Origin of the sequence: Streptomyces sp. AJS327, assembly GCF_013450295.1 — a bacterium.
Classification (GTDB): domain Bacteria; phylum Actinomycetota; class Actinomycetes; order Streptomycetales; family Streptomycetaceae; genus Streptomyces.
Map to the genome: position 1 here is coordinate 1,828,251 of NZ_SKBR01000002.1, position 14,573 is coordinate 1,842,823.

12 protein-coding genes are annotated in these 14,573 nt (G+C 72.4%); 8 read left to right on the top strand and 4 right to left on the bottom strand.

What is annotated here, in order from left to right; translation table 11 throughout:
• Nucleotides 1-33 precede the first annotated feature (33 nt).
• Nucleotides 34-753, bottom strand: coding sequence for a 1-acyl-sn-glycerol-3-phosphate acyltransferase (locus tag E0L36_RS17095; protein ID WP_180929842.1), 720 nt, complete (start codon nt 751-753; stop codon nt 34-36).
• 471 nt (nt 754-1,224) lie between these two features.
• Between E0L36_RS17095 and E0L36_RS17100 the strand changes: the two genes are divergently transcribed.
• The 8 genes from E0L36_RS17100 (at nt 1,225) to E0L36_RS17135 (ending at nt 10,581) form a co-directional block, all read left to right on the top strand.
• A complete protein-coding gene (locus tag E0L36_RS17100; protein WP_180929843.1) occupies nt 1,225-1,560 on the top strand; it encodes a thioredoxin family protein in 336 nt (111 codons plus the stop codon).
• A 171-nt stretch (nt 1,561-1,731) separates the two neighbouring features.
• A complete protein-coding gene (locus E0L36_RS17105) occupies nt 1,732-2,517 on the top strand; it encodes an electron transfer flavoprotein subunit beta/FixA family protein (RefSeq protein WP_180929711.1) in 786 nt (261 codons plus the stop codon).
• A 387-nt stretch (nt 2,518-2,904) separates the two neighbouring features.
• Entirely contained in the window at nt 2,905-3,867 is a 963-nt protein-coding gene (locus E0L36_RS17110) for an electron transfer flavoprotein subunit alpha/FixB family protein (RefSeq protein WP_180929710.1), read from the top strand.
• Nucleotides 3,868-4,082: 215 nt separating this feature from the next.
• Nucleotides 4,083-5,417, top strand: a complete 1,335-nt coding sequence (locus E0L36_RS17115; protein WP_180930076.1) for an aldolase/citrate lyase family protein — start codon at nt 4,083-4,085, stop codon at nt 5,415-5,417.
• 36 nt (nt 5,418-5,453) lie between these two features.
• Nucleotides 5,454-7,031 carry a serine/threonine-protein kinase gene (locus tag E0L36_RS17120; protein ID WP_308416790.1) on the top strand — a complete coding sequence of 526 codons (1,578 nt, stop codon included), beginning with the start codon at nt 5,454-5,456 and terminating at the stop codon, nt 7,029-7,031.
• A 136-nt stretch (nt 7,032-7,167) separates the two neighbouring features.
• Nucleotides 7,168-7,935, top strand: coding sequence for an IclR family transcriptional regulator (locus E0L36_RS17125; RefSeq protein ID WP_180929844.1), 768 nt, complete (start codon nt 7,168-7,170; stop codon nt 7,933-7,935).
• Nucleotides 7,932-8,795 carry an SMP-30/gluconolactonase/LRE family protein gene (locus E0L36_RS17130; protein WP_180929845.1) on the top strand — a complete coding sequence of 288 codons (864 nt, stop codon included), beginning with the start codon at nt 7,932-7,934 and terminating at the stop codon, nt 8,793-8,795. The genes E0L36_RS17125 and E0L36_RS17130 overlap by 4 nt, the downstream gene beginning before the upstream one ends.
• 217 nt (nt 8,796-9,012) lie before the next feature.
• A complete protein-coding gene (locus E0L36_RS17135; protein WP_180929846.1) occupies nt 9,013-10,581 on the top strand; it encodes an aldehyde dehydrogenase family protein in 1,569 nt (522 codons plus the stop codon).
• Between the two features lie 62 nt (nt 10,582-10,643).
• Here E0L36_RS17135 and mmsB read toward each other — a convergent pair whose 3' ends face one another.
• From mmsB to chvE, 3 genes are read right to left on the bottom strand one after another with little or no spacing between them, the layout of a single operon-like run.
• Complete coding sequence (gene mmsB / locus E0L36_RS17140) at nt 10,644-11,879, bottom strand: multiple monosaccharide ABC transporter permease (RefSeq protein WP_180929847.1); 1,236 nt, start codon at nt 11,877-11,879, stop codon at nt 10,644-10,646.
• A gap of 7 nt (nt 11,880-11,886) precedes the next feature.
• Nucleotides 11,887-13,443: an ATP-binding cassette domain-containing protein gene (locus E0L36_RS17145; RefSeq protein ID WP_180929848.1), complete on the bottom strand. Its 1,557-nt coding sequence runs from the start codon at nt 13,441-13,443 to the stop codon at nt 11,887-11,889.
• Complete coding sequence (gene chvE / locus E0L36_RS17150; protein WP_180929849.1) at nt 13,440-14,570, bottom strand: multiple monosaccharide ABC transporter substrate-binding protein; 1,131 nt, start codon at nt 14,568-14,570, stop codon at nt 13,440-13,442. The genes E0L36_RS17145 and chvE overlap by 4 nt, the downstream gene beginning before the upstream one ends.
• Nucleotides 14,571-14,573: the final 3 nt, after the last annotated feature.

Below are 14,573 nucleotides of genomic sequence, written 5' to 3' on the forward strand. Positions count from 1 at the left end.
GTCCTCGGGGGAGCGGCCCTCGCCTGCCGTCGGCTACAGTGCGCGCGCCTCGGCCGGGGTCGGCGCCGTACCGCCGAGGTGCGCCGGCAACCACCAGGCGTCCTCCCGGCTCTTCGGGGCCGCCGGGTAGGCGCGCTGCGCGGACTCCAGCAGCTCCTGCATCCGCTCGCGCAGCCGCCCGGTGAGCCGGTCCGAGCCCTCCTCGGCCTCGGGGTGCATCGGCTCCCCGACCCGGATGTTGATCGGGACGTGGTTCCGGCCGAAGTCCCGCTTGTGCCCCTTGGTCCACAGCCGCTGGGTGCCCCAGAGAGCCATCGGGATCAGCGGAACCTTGGCCTCCTGCGCCAGCCGCGCGGCCCCCGACTTGAAGTCCTTCAGGGTGAACGAGCGGGAGATGGTCGCCTCCGGGAAGACCCCGATGATCTCGCCGGAACGAAGGGCCTTCAGCGCGTGCGCGTACGCGTGCTCGCCCTGCGAGCGGTCGACCGGGATGTGCTTCATCGCGCGCATCAGCGGCCCCGAGACCCGGTGCCGGAACACCGACTCCTTCGCCATGAACCGCACCAGCCGCTTCGCCGGACGGGCCGCGAGCCCGGTGAAGATGAAGTCCAGATAGCTGATGTGGTTGCTGACCAGCACGGCCCCCGATCGCCGGGGTATGTGCTCGGTGCCCTGGATGTCGAAGCGCAGATCGAGCGCCTTGAACCAGGTACGAGCCACACCGATGACCGGCGGGTAGACGAGATCTGCCATGTCGGGGGCCCCTTCGTTTCGGTTCCCTGCCCGGGGATCGCTCCCGTCAGGGTGCCCGCAACGTACGGGCTCGTAGCTTGGGTTTCGCTGATCGTTCCCCATAGACCCGCCCACCGCCAGCCCTGGGACGCTGTGGGCGCGAGATCCTTCTCACGTTCTCCGGGGTGGCGTGCGGGAACTCCCCGGTACGGGGACTGCCGGGCCCCTCCGGGACGGTGACCGGGGAGGCGCGACCGCCCACTGGACGGCGAGAGTGACGGCCACGGACGAGAGCACGGCCATGCGCGAAAGCACGGCTTCGGCGGTACGAGCGGAGAGCGGTGCTCATGGACGAGAGCGGTGTGCCCTGAAGAGAGCGACGCTCGCGAGCGTGAGCGATGCGTGCAAGGGGAGAGCGGTGCGCACACTGGAGAGCGGTGTAAGCGGGCGAGAGCAACCCGACACGGAAGACCGGCGGAGAGGCGGGCCCAGGTGGGGACGCGGGAGACGGCACCGGACGCGAGGCTGGTCGCGGCGATCGGCCCGGACGGGCTGGGGGAACGCGCGACCCTCGTGCAGTTCTCCACCGCCTTCTGTCAGCCCTGCCGCGCCACCCGGCGCACCCTGTCCGAGGTCGCCGCGATGGTCGGGGGAGTACGGCACCACGAACTCGACGCCGAGTCGCAGCTGGACCTCGTGCGGGCGCTGAACGTCGATCGCACCCCCACCGTCTTCGTGCTGGACGCCCGTGGCCGCGTCATCCGACGGGCGAGCGGAACGCCACGCCGCGCTGACGTCATCGCCGCGCTCGGCGCCGCGCTGACGTGATCCCGGTCCCACCTCTCGCCGGGTGGTCGCAGCCACCGCCGGGGGTTGGCAAGGTCACAGTACGTGCCCCTTGAGCAGGGGCCCGCCGCCGTTTGTACTGGCGAGTAATATCGTGGATGACAACAGTGGTCCACCTGGACCGAACGGCCAAACGAGCACGAGGGAGTCGGCGTGAGCTTGAGGATTGTCGTGTGTGTGAAGTACGTGCCGGACGCCGCGGGGGAGCGGGGTTTTGATGATGACTTCGTGACGGATCGTGAGGGGGTGGATGGTCTGTTGTCGGAGTTGGATGAGTACGCGGTGGAGCAGGCGTTGCGGGTGGCTGAGGGGGTGGAGGGTGCTGAGGTGACGGTGTTGACGGTGGGTCCGGAGGATGCGGGGGACGCGTTGCGGAAGGCGTTGTCGATGGGGGCGGATCGGGCGGTGCATGTGGAGGATGAGGAGGTGCGGGGTTCGGATGCGGTGGCGTCGTCGTTGGTGTTGGCGCGGGCGGTGGAGAAGGCGGGGTTTGATGTGGTGATGTGTGGGATGGCGTCGACGGACGGGACGATGGGGGTGGTTCCGGCGATGTTGGCGGAGCGGTTGGGGGTGGCGCAGGTGACGTTGTTGTCTGAGGTGTCGGTTGGGGATGGTGTGGTGCGGGGGCGTCGGGATGGGGATGTGGCGAGTGAGGAGTTGGAGGCGGCGTTGCCGGCGGTGGTGTCGGTGACGGATCAGTCGGGTGAGGCGCGGTATCCGTCGTTCAAGGGGATCATGGCGGCGAAGAAGAAGCCGGTGGTCTCGTGGGATCTGGATGATCTGGATCTGGAGGCGGAGCAGGTGGGTGTGGCGGGTTCGCGTACGCGGGTGGAGTCGGTGACCGAGCGTCCGGCGCGGGTGGCGGGCACGGTGGTCAAGGATGAGGGTGAGGGGGCTCGTCAGCTCGCGGAGTTCCTCGCTGGTCAGAAGTTCATCTGACCTTGCCCCGGTGCCACGTCAAGAGCCACACGGATCACGAGTCCCGGGTGATGAGGCGCTGGTGATGGGGTGCCATCTGGCGGATGACGCCGGGCGGATGACGCCCGGTGGTGACGCCTGGCAGGCCACGAGCCACGGCGGCGCGACTTCCGGGCCACGGGCTACGAGCCACGGGTCACGGTCCGCTGGTCGCTGATTGCTGGTCGTTGGTGGCCGTGCCTGGTGGGTGATGGGCCGTGGGTGTGGGTCACTCCCCCTTCTCGTTTCCCCGCCTCTGCCTCTGCCCCCTATTCATGTCCCGGCCCTGTTCCTGTCCTGGGCCTGGTTCTGGTTTCTGTTCTTCGTTCTGTTCCTCGTTTCTGTCTTCGTTCTCGTTGGGAGAGAGTCATGGCTGATGTTCTGGTGTTTGTTGATCATGTGGATGGTCAGGTGCGGAAGCCGACGTTGGAGTTGTTGACGTTGGCGCGGAGGTTGGGTGATCCGGTGGCGGTGTTTGTGGGGTCGGGTGTGGAGGGTGCGGCTGGGGTGTTGGGTGAGTATGGGGCGGTGCGGGTGTTGGGGGTGGATGGGCCGGAGTTCGGGGAGTTTTCGGTGGTGCCGTTGGTGGATGTGTTGGAGGCGGCGGTGGGGGTGGTGGATCCGGTGGCGGTGTTGGTGTCGTCGTCGGCGGAGGGGAAGGAGGTCGCGGGTCGGTTGGCGGTGCGGTTGGGGTCGGGTGTGTTGACGGACGCGGTGGATGTGGTGGCGGGTGAGGAGGGTCCGGTGGTGGTGCAGTCGGTGTTCGCGGCGTCGTATGCGACGCGGTCGCGGGTGGTGGGTGGGGTTGCGGTGATCGCGGTAAAGCCGAACGCGGTGGCGCCGGAGGCGGTCGCGGGTGCGGGGGTGGTGGAGGAGTTGTCGGTGGTGTTGGGTGAGTTGGCGCGGGGGACGCGGGTGGTTTCGCGTGCGGCGCGGGAGTCGAGTGGGCGTCCGGAGTTGACGGAGGCGGCGGTGGTGGTCTCGGGTGGTCGTGGGGTGAATGGGGCGGAGAACTTCCCGGTGATTGAGGGGTTGGCGGATGCGTTGGGTGGTGCGGTGGGGGCGTCGCGGGCGGCGGTGGACGCGGGGTGGTATCCGCATTCGCATCAGGTGGGTCAGACGGGGAAGTCGGTGTCGCCGCAGTTGTATGTGGCGGCGGGTATTTCCGGGGCGATTCAGCATCGTGCGGGGATGCAGACCTCGAAGACGATCGTGGCGATCAACAAGGACGCTGAGGCGCCGATCTTCGATCTGGTGGACTACGGCGTGGTCGGGGACCTCTTCGAGGTCGTGCCCCAGCTGACCGAGGACATCAACCAACGCAAGAGCTGAACCGGGCACTCGGCGCGGGGAGTTGCCGGGACGGGTGATACATCGCGCTCTCGGCCTCCCGCCCGGGGCCATCTGATCCGGGACCCCCACACGGCCTCCGTGTGGGGGTCCCGGTGTGCGCGCGGGGGCTGTTGACGTGCTGTGGGGTGGGGTCTAGCGTCCCCACGTGCCTGCTTCAACATTCTGTTGACCTCCCGGTGAGCGAAGGGACACGGATGGCCCGCGAGACGAGTGCGCCCACGACCTTCACCTCCTCCGTCCGGCGGGACGTCGCGGCGTCGCTCGCCGCCGTGGACGCCGAGTTGGAACGCCGCTACCCGGGCGATCCCGGGACCCGGCAGCCCGTGCACACCGTGTACGTCCCGGCGGACGCCGTCACGGAGGCCACCGTGGGGGAGTGGGGGGCGGCGGCCCTCGCGCTGCTGGAAGAACACGCCCCGGACGCCAGCGAGTTCGCCTCCGTCCTGGAGCTGCCCGAGGCGCTCGTGGAGCCGGTGTACGCCGGGGTGCGGGCCAAGTTGGCGCGGGAGCCGATCGAGGACCTCCGCGTCGACTTCGAGGACGGGTACGGGCCCCGCCCGGATGACGAGGAGGACGCCGCGGCCCTCCGGGTCGCCCGCCTCACCGTCGCCGCGCTCGGGGGCACCGCGGCCGGGCCGCGACCCGCCTTCATGGGTGTGCGCATGAAGTGCCTGGAGGCCGGGGTACGGGAGCGCGGCATCCGCACCCTGGACGTCTTCCTCACCGGGCTGCTGGAGGCGGGTGGCCTTCCGGAGGGCATGGTGCTGACCCTGCCGAAGGTCAGCTATCCCGAACAGGTCGCCGCGATGGCCCGGTTGTGCGCCGAGTTCGAGCGGGCGCGTGGCGTGGCGGAGGGGCGGATCGGGTTCGAGATCCAGATCGAGACCCCACAGGCCGTGCTCGGCGCGGACGGGCGCGCCACGGTGGCCCGGCTGATCGAGGCGGCCGGGGGGCGCGCGACCGGCCTGCACTACGGGACGTTCGACTACAGCGCCGCCTGCGGGGTGAGCGCCGCGTACCAGGCCATGGACCACCCTGCCGCCGACCACGCGAAGGCGGTGATGCAGGTCGCCGCGGCGGGCACCGGGGTGCGGCTGTCGGACGGCTCGACCAACGTCCTGCCCGTCGGTGACGCGCGGGCGGTGCGTGCCGCCTGGCGGCTGCACCACGGGCTGGTGCGGCGCTCGCTCGCGCGCGCCTACTACCAGGGCTGGGACATGCACCCAGGGCACCTTCCCACCCGGTACGCGGCGGTGCACGCGTTCTACCGCGCCGACCTGTCCCGCACCGCCGAACGGCTCGCGGCCTACGTCGAGCGCCTCGGCGGCTCCGGGGTGGGGGAGGCGCGTGCGGGGGGAGTGGCCGACGAGCCCGCGACCGCCCGTGCGCTCAGTGACCACCTGGTGCGGGGCATCGACTGCGGGGCGCTGGACGGCGCCGAGGTGACCCGGCTGTGCGGCCTCACCCGGGCGGACCTCGACCGGCTGGCGGGCCGTCGGCCGCTGCCCTCAGTGGCCGTCTCCCCGTAGGCTGTTGGGGGTCTCTACGTGATAAGGGGCGGCGCTGTGCACACTTCGGGGGAACAGCAGGCGGCGTCCGGCGGCGGCAGGCTGCTCGCCGGGCGGTACCGGGTGACGGAGCGGCTCGGCCGGGGTGGAATGGGCGTGGTGTGGCGCGCCGTTGACGAGGAACTCGGGCGCGAGGTCGCGGTGAAGGAGCTGCGTACCTTCACCGACGCGGGCGGTCCCGAACTCGCCGACCTGCGTGCCCGGATGAGGCGGGAGGCGCGGGCGGCCGCCCGGGTGCGGCACCCCGGGGTCATCGCGGTGTACGACGTGGCGCAGCACGAGGGCCGTCCCGTCATCGTGATGGAGCTGGTCGAAGGCCCGTCGCTGGACGACGAGTTGGCGGACGGCAACACGCTCGACCCGGTGCGGGCGGCGGCCGTGGGGGCCCGGGTGCTGGACGCGCTGGCGGCGGCGCACCGGGTGGGGGTGCTGCACCGGGACGTGAAGCCGGGCAACATCCTGCTGGAGCGCGGTGGCCGGGTGGTGCTGACCGACTTCGGGATCGCCGCGATGGACAACCCGGGGGACGACATCACCACGCGGCTCACCGGCAGCGGTGAACTCGTCGGCTCGCTCGACTACTTGGCGCCGGAGCGGGCGCGGGGCGGCGAGCCGGGCCCGCCGTCCGACGTGTGGGCGCTGGGCGCCACCCTGTACGCGGCCGTGGAGGGCGCCTCCCCGTTCCGCCGTACCTCGACCTGGTCGACGCTGACGGCGATCGTCACGGAACCGCTGCCCGAGCCCCGGCGCGCGGGGGTTCTCGGCCCCGCCCTCGTCGAGCTGCTGCGCAAGGACCCGGCGGAGCGCGCCGACGCGGAGCGCGCGGCGGCGCTGCTGAACGCGGTGGTGGTGGGGGCCGGGCCGGATACGGCCACCCTCCGGGCCGGACCCGGGCGGGCCGCTCCGGACCCCGGCCCCGTCGCGGCGCCGGGCCCCCCGGGCGCGGAGCCGGACACCTCGCCGGACGGTGAACCTCCCCGACAGCCCGCAGTGCTGGGGGAGTTCGGCCCCCCACCGGAACTGGACACCGACCGGCACACGGTGCGGACCGCGTCCGGTCCGGCGGGCGGGCACGGGCAACGGCGGCTTCTGACCGGGGTGTTGGCGCTGGCGCTGGTGTGCGGTGCCGCGGTGGCGAGCTGGGCGCTGTGGGGTGGTGGCGACGAGGAGCGCGCCGCCCCGCCGGAACCGAGCGCCTCGACCGGCCCGTCGGCCCCGCACTCGCCGTCTCCGGACGGGGAGGGAAGTGCGGGGAGTTCGGGGAGCGGCGGCTCCGGCGAGGATGAACCACCCCTGGGATGCCGTCCGTTGACCAGGACTAAGGTGAGCTGCGAGGTGTGGCGGGAGGCCCCCTCGTACGACGCGGAGCACCGGCGGGCCGGGAAGCTCAAGGCCGGTAAGAACTACTTCTACTGTCAGCGGAAGTTCCCGCACCGGGAGACCTTCGACCGCTGGACGAACGTGTGGTGGGCCAGGACCGACGACGACAGCGGCAACTCCGGCGTCTTCGTCAGCGCCGTCTACCTCAAGGGCGGCAAGAACGACCGGCCGGTGCCCGGTCTGCCCCGCTGCTGACCCGCACCGTCGCCGGGCCGGACGCGTTGCCGTCGCCGAGCCGCACCGGCTAGATTGCGTTCGGTCCGCCGACAACGGGCCGAGATGTCGAACAGCGCGTCACGCGCCGCGCTGGCCGGAGGGGAGGGGTCGGGGGATGGGCCGTCACATACCGGCGGTGAGCCGGGCGTTGGACGTTCTGGAACTCTTCCTCGACGCGGAGGACGCGCTCTCGGCACCCGAGATCACCCGCAGGCTGGAGCTGCCCCGCACCAGCGTCCACGAACTGGTCACGACGCTCGCCGCCCGCGGCTACCTGCTTCCCGTGCCGGGCCAGCCCGGGCGCTACCGGCTGGGCGTGCGGACCTTCCAGCTCGGCAGCCGCTACGCGGAACGGCTGGACCTGGCGACCGAGGGGCAGCAGGTCGCCCGGGGCGTCGCCGCCGCCTGCGGGGAGACGGTGCACGTGGCGATCCTGGAGGGCCCGGAGGTCCTCTACGTCGCGAAGGTCGACAGCACCCACGCGGTTCGGATGGTCTCGGCGACCGGACGGCGGCTGCCCGCGCACTGCACGGCGGTGGGCAAGATGCTGCTCGCCTCGCTGGACGAGGCGGAGCTGTCCGCCCGGCTCACCGCCGCGACGCCGCTCACCGCGCTGACGGAGCACTCCCACACCGCGCCGGAGGCGCTGCTGGCCGAGCTGGCCGGAGTCCGCCGCCGTGGCCGGGCGGTCGAGGAGCGCGAGTCCAATCCGGACGTCTGCTGCGTCGCCGCCCCGGTGCGCGAGGCGTCCGGGCGGGTGGCGGCCGCGCTCAGCGTCTCGGTGCCGATGGTGCGCTGGACCACGGAGCGCGGCGCCGAACTGGCGGAGCTAGCGGCGGAGGGCGCGCGCGAGCTGTCCGCCCGGCTGGGGTACCGGGAGTGAGCGTCCGGCGGCCCGAACTCGCGGTGCGCGGACCGGCGTTGCTCGGTGAGGGACCGGTCTGGGACGCCGCGCGGGGGCTGTTGCTCTGGGTCGACATCCTCGGTTCCCGCATCCACACCCTGGACCCCGCGACCGGGGCGCGCGTCTCCTGGACGGCCGCTCAGCACGTGGGTGCCGCGTTGCCCCGCACCCGCGGCGGGATCGTCGTCAACCTCCGTGACGGCGTGGGGTGTTACGGACCCGACGGCGCCTCCTTCCACTGGCTGCACCGCCGCCCGCTGCCGGGACGGCGCGGGAACGACGCGGCCGTCGCGCCGGACGGCTCGCTCTGGGCGGGCACCATGGCCTACGACGAGCGGCCCGGCGGCGGCACCCTGACCCGGTACCCCGGCGCGGACGCGGCGCCGGAGGTGGTGTTCCCCGAGGTCACGGTCAGCAACGGCCTCGGCTGGAGCCCGGACGGGCGGACGATGTACTACGTGGACACTCCCACCCGGCGGATCGACGCCCTCACGGTGCGGCCGGACGGCTCGGCCACCGGGCGCCGCCCCCTCATCACCCTGGAACCCGGGGTCGGTTACCCCGACGGTCTCACCGTGGACGCCGCGGGCTGCGTCTGGGTCGCGCTGTGGGACGGCGGCGCGGTGCGCCGTTACACCCCGTCCGGTGCGCTGGACCGGATCCTCCCGGTGCCGGTGGGACGGCCCACCTCCTGCGCCTTCGGCGGCCGGGCGCTGCGCGACCTGTACGTCACCACCGCCAGCCTGGGCGCGCGGAGCGCCGCCGAACCGCTCGCCGGGGCGCTGCTGGTGGTCCCGGACGTGGGCGAGGGCCTGCCCACCACCCCCTTCGCCGGCTGAGGCGCGAGCGGGAGGCGTAACCCGCCCGGGCCGGTGGGGAGTTGGACGCCCCCGACGGGGGGTTTCCGGGGGTGCCGGGGGGCTTGAAGTGCCGCCGGGGCCGGTCCTAGAGTCCCGAACGTTCGGTGGTGGGAACCGTGTTCGGCATACCGGACGCCCTCGGTCGTCTCGTGGACGGGAGAAGCCCGTGTCAGCCCAGTCCGTCTCAGCGGGGTCCGTGTCAGCGGAGCCCGTGTGGAGCGTCGATCCGCGTACCGGACGGCGGCGCGAGCAGGTCACGGTGGAGACAACGGCCGAGGGGGTGGACACCGCCGTCCACGCCGCGCACGCCACCCGGGACGCACTGCGTGACCGTGCCACCCGCGCCGGGCTGCTGCGCGCCGCCGCCGGGGAGCTGGAGGCCGACCGGGCCGAGCTGGTGGCCGTGGCCGACGCCGAGACCGCCCTCGGGGAGACCCGGCTGCACGGCGAACTCACCCGCGCGGCGGGGCAGTTCACCGCCTTCGCGGAGGAGGTCGAGGAGGGCGGCTACCTGGAAGCCACCATCGACCACGCCGACCCCGGACTGACCCCGCCCCGCCCCGACCTGCGCCGCTACCGGGTCCCGCTCGGCGTGGTGGCCGTATACGCCGCCTCCAACTTCCCCTTCGCCTTCTCCGTCCCCGGCGGTGACACCGCCTCGGCGCTGGCCGCCGGATGCCCCGTGGTGATCAAGGCCCACCCCGCGCACCCGGCCACCGCGCGGCGGTGCGCCGCCGCCCTCCGCCGCGCCGCCGCCCGCTCCGGGCTACCCGAGGACACGGTGGTCCTCATCCACGGCTTCGACGCCGGGGCCGAGCTGGTCCGGCATCCGCTGGTCGCCGCCGCTGGCTTCACCGGTTCGGTAGGCGGCGGCCGCGCGCTCCACGACGCGGCGGCGGCCCGCCCGGTGCCCATCCCCTTCCACGGCGAACTCGGTTCCCTCAACCCGGTGGTGGTCACCGAGGCGGCGGCCCGGGAGGGCGCCGAGGAGATCGGCGCCGGACTCGCCGGATCCGTCAGCCTCGGCGCCGGCCAGTTCTGCGTGAAGCCCGGACTGGTGCTGGTGCCGGAGGGCGAGCCGGGCCGTCGGCTGGAGACCGCGTTCGCGGCGGCCCTGCGCGAGGTGCCGCCCGCGCCGCTGCTGGACGAGCGGACGCGCGCGGCCTTCCTCGCCGGTATCGAGGCCAGGGCCCGGCTCGACGGGGTGACCGCGCCGCTGGCCGGCGGCGCGCGGGAAGCGGAACGCGCCGTCGCCGCCGGGTACCTCACCGTCCCCGCCGCCCGCCTCGCCGAGGCCGGGACGGACGCCGCGCCGGGCGGCCCTGGCCCGCTGTTCGAGGAGTGCTTCGGGCCGGTCACCGTGCTCGTCAGCTACCGGGACACGGCCGAGCTGACCGCAGTGCTGGAGCTGCTGCCCGGCAGCCTCACCGCCACCGTCCGGCTCGGCGCCCGGGAGGCCGCGGGCCACGACCCCGCCGGAGCCGAACTGCTGGCCCAACTGGCCCCGCTGGCCGGTCGGTTGCTGGCCGACGGCTGGCCCACCGGCGTGGCGGTGACCCGCGCCCAGCACCACGGCGGGCCCTACCCGGCCGCCACGTCCACCGCCACCTCCGTCGGCGCCGCCGCGATCGACCGCTGGCTGCGCCCCGTCGTCTACCAGAGCACCCCGGAGCCGCTGCTCCCGCCCGAACTGCGGGACGGCAACCCGCTGGGGCTGCCCCGCCGGGTGGACGGCCGCCGCGAACCCGCACCCTCCGCGAACTGAGGCCCGCCGGGTGAGGCCCGTCGAGCCCGCCGCCCCGGAGCGGGCGGCGGGCCTCACCCCGGTCACGAACCGGTGCGGCGCTTGTTCCAGACGTCGAAGCCGACCGCTGCCAGCAACACCAGCCCCTTGATGACCTGTTGCCAGTCGGTACCGACCCCCACCAGCGACATGCCGTTGTTCAGCACGCCCAGCACCAGCCCGCCGATGACGGCCCCGAACACGGTGCCCACGCCGCCGCTCATCGAGGCGCCACCGATGAAGCACGCCGCGATCGCCTCCAGTTCGAACATGGTGCCCGCCTGCGGGGTGGCCGCGTTCAGCCGCGCCGCGTACACGCAGCCCGCCAGCGCCGCCAGCACCCCCATGGTGACGAACACCAGGAAGGTGACCCGTCGGTCCTTGACCCCGGACAGCACCGCCGCCGCCCGGTTGCCGCCGAGCGCGTAGATGTGCCGCCCGGCCACCGCGTTCCGCATCGCGAAGCCGAGCCCCAGCAGCAGGGCGCACATGATGAGCAGCACCACCGGCACCCCGTGGAAGCTGGCCAGCGTCATGCTGAACGCGGCCACCGCCGCGACCATCGCCACCAGCTTCAGCACCCACAGCCGGAACGGCAACGGGTCGAGGGTGTAGGCCAGCTGGCGGCGGCGGTCCCGCCACTCCCGCAGGACCAGCAGCACCGCGACGCCCAGCCCCAGCAGCAGCGTCGGGTTGTGGTACTGCGTGTACGGCCCCATCTCCGGGACGAAGCCCTGCGCGATGTCCTGGAAGCCCTGCGGGAACGGCGCCTTGGAACGCCCGTCCAGCACGATCTGGGTAGCGCCGCGGAACAGCAGCATCCCCGCGAGCGTCACGATGAACGCGGGGATGCCCACATAGGCCACCCAGAAGCCCTGCCAGGCCCCGATGACCGCGCCCACCAGCAGCGACAGCCCGAACGCCACCGGCCAGGGCAGGTTGTGGTCGACCATCATCACCGCCGCCAGCGCGCCCACGAAGGCCACGACGGAGCCGACCGACAGGTCGATGTGCCCGGCGATGATCACCAGCATCATGCCCATCGCCAGGATGAGGATGTAGCTGTTCTGCTGGATCAGGTTGGAGACGTTGTTGGGCAGCAGCAGCGCCCCGTCCGTCCAGATCTGGAACAGGACGACGATGAAGGCCAGCGCGATGAGCATGCCGTACTGGCGCATGTTGGTGCGCAGCCCGTGCAGCAGCACCGCGGCCGGGCCGCTCCGCGCCCGCGGGCTCCCGTCCTCCCCCGGCTCACGGGGGCTGGTCGTGGTGGCGGTCATGGTGGCCTCAGCTCCGGTCGTGGGTCATGTGACGCATCAGCAGTTCCTGGTCGGCCCCGGCGCGGTCGAACTCCCCGGTGATCCGCCCGGCGGCCATGGTGTAGATCCGGTCGCAGAGCCCGAGCAGCTCCGACAGCTCCGAGGAGATCACCAGCACCGCCTTGCCACGGGCCGCGAGCGCGTCGATGACGGTGTAGATCTCGTACTTGGCACCGACGTCGATGCCGCGCGTGGGCTCGTCGAGGATCAGCACCTCCGGACCGGCGTGAATCCACTTGCTCAGCACGACCTTCTGCTGGTTGCCGCCGGACAGCCGGCCCACCCGCTCGCCGACCGTCGGTGTCCGGATGCTCATCGACGAGCGGTAGCGCTCCGCGATCCGCCGCTCCTCGTGCTCGTCCACCGCGCCGCGCCGCACCAAGTCACGCAGCGAGGGCAGCGAGACGTTGCGCTGGACGCTGTCGATCAGGTTCAGCCCGTAGGTCTTGCGGTCCTCCGTGGCGTAGGCGATGCCCGCCGCGATCGCCGCGGGGACCGTACGGGTGTCGGCGGGCTCGCCCCGCACCCGGGCCTCGCCCCGCTCGTAACGCCCGTAGGAGCGGCCGAACAGGCTCATCGCCAACTCGGTGCGCCCGGCGCCCATCAGCCCCGCGATACCGGTGATCTCACCCCGGCGGGCGCTCAGCGAGGCACCGTCCACGACCCGGCGGCCGGGGTCGACGGGATGCCGGACCGTCCAGTCGCTGACCTCCAGCACCCGCTCCCCGGCGTCCGCGCCCGCGTACCGGGTGCGTTCGGGGAAGCGCTGGTCGAGGCGGCGGCCGACCATGCCGCGGATGATCCGGTCCTCGGACAGCTCCGCGGGCGCGTCCGGAGCGGGGCGCACCGGAAGGGTCTCCACCGAGCGGCCGTCCCGAAGGATGGTGACGGTGTCGGCGACCTCCAGCACCTCGTTCAGCCGGTGCGAGATGACGACGCAGGTGATGCCCTGCTCCCTCAACTCCCGTAGCAGCGCGAGCAGCCGCACGCTGTCCTCGTCGTTGAGCGCGGCGGTCGGCTCGTCCAGGATCAGCAGCCGCACGTCCTTCGCCAGCGCCTTGGCGATCTCCACCAGCTGCTGGCGGCCCACCCCCAGATCCGCCACGCGGGCACCGGGGTGGTCGGGCAGCCCGACCCGGCGGGACACCTCGCCCGCCCGCCGCATCGTCTCGTGCCAGCTGATGAGGGAGCGCCGCGCCCGCTCGTTGCCGAGGAAGATGTTCTCCGCGACGGACAGCTGCGGTATCAGGGCGAGTTCCTGGTGGATGATGACGATTCCCTGGCGCTCGCTGGCCCGGATGGAGCGGAACGTGCGGGCCTCCCCACGGAACCGGATCTCCCCCCGGTAGGAGCCGTGCGGATGGACCCCGCTCACCACCTTCATCAGGGTGGACTTGCCCGCGCCGTTCTCCCCGCAGACCGCGTGGATCTCGCCCTCCGCCACCGTCAGGTCGACCCGGTCGAGCGCGGTCACCGGGCCGAAGCTCTTGGTGATTCCGCGCAACTCCAGTACGGGGCCCGTCATTTCAGCTGCCCCGCCCGGTAGTAGCCCGCCCTCACCAGCAGGTCGACGTTGTCCTTGTCGACGCTGACCGGGTCGAGCAGGTAGGCCGGGACCCGCTTCTTCCCGTTGTGGTAGTCCCGCACGTTGTTCACCTCGACCTTCCCCCCGGTCAGCACGGCGTCGCCCATCCGCACCGCGCGCTTGGCGAGTTCCCTGGTGTCCTTGAAGACGGTCTGGGTCTGCTGGCCGCGCAGGATGGACTTGACCGAGGCGAGTTCCGCGTCCTGGCCGGTGATCACCGGGTACGGGGTGTCCCCGCTGCCGTAACCGGCGCTCTTCAGCGCGGAGATGACGCCGATGGAGATCCCGTCGTACGGCGACAGCACCGCGTCCAGCCGCTCCGATCCGTAGTGCTTGGTGACGATGTCGTCCATCCGTTTCTGCGCGGTGCCGCCGTCCCAGCGCAGCGTGGTGGCCTGGTTGAGTTTCGTCTGCTTCGAACGGACGGTCAGCTGGCCGTTCTTGAGGAAGGGCCGGAGCACCGACATCGCTCCGTTCCAGAAGTAGCGCGTGTTGTTGTCGTCCGGGGAACCCGCGAACAGCTCGACGGTGCGCTTCTTTCCGCCGCCCTTCTCCAGCCCCAACTGGTCGACGATGTACCGCGCCTGGAGGCGGCCCACCCGCTCGTTGTCGAACGAGGCGTAGTAGTCGACGTGTTCGGTGCCCTGGATCAACCGGTCGTAGGAGATCACCGGGATGTCCTGTTCGGCGGCGCGGCGCAGCACGTTGGTCAGCGCCGAACCGTCGATGGCGGCGATCACCAGCAGCCGGTGCCCCTTCGCGATCATGTTCTCGACCTGGGCCACCTGGTTCTCCACCTTGTCGTCGCCGAACTGGAGATCCGTCTCGTAGCCGGCCTTCTCGAACTGCCGGGCCATGTTGCGGCCGTCGGCGATCCACCGCTCCGAGGACTTCGTGGGCATCGCCAGGCCGACGGTGCCGCCCTTGCCCTCGTCCTGCTGGTAGCGGCTGCCGCCCTTGGCCTCCTGGCCGCAGGCGGCGAGCGAACAGGTCAGCAGCGCGGCGGCGGCGAGCGCCGCCAGGGCCCGGGCCGGGCCCGGCGGACGGGGGCGGGTGCGGGTACGCATGGG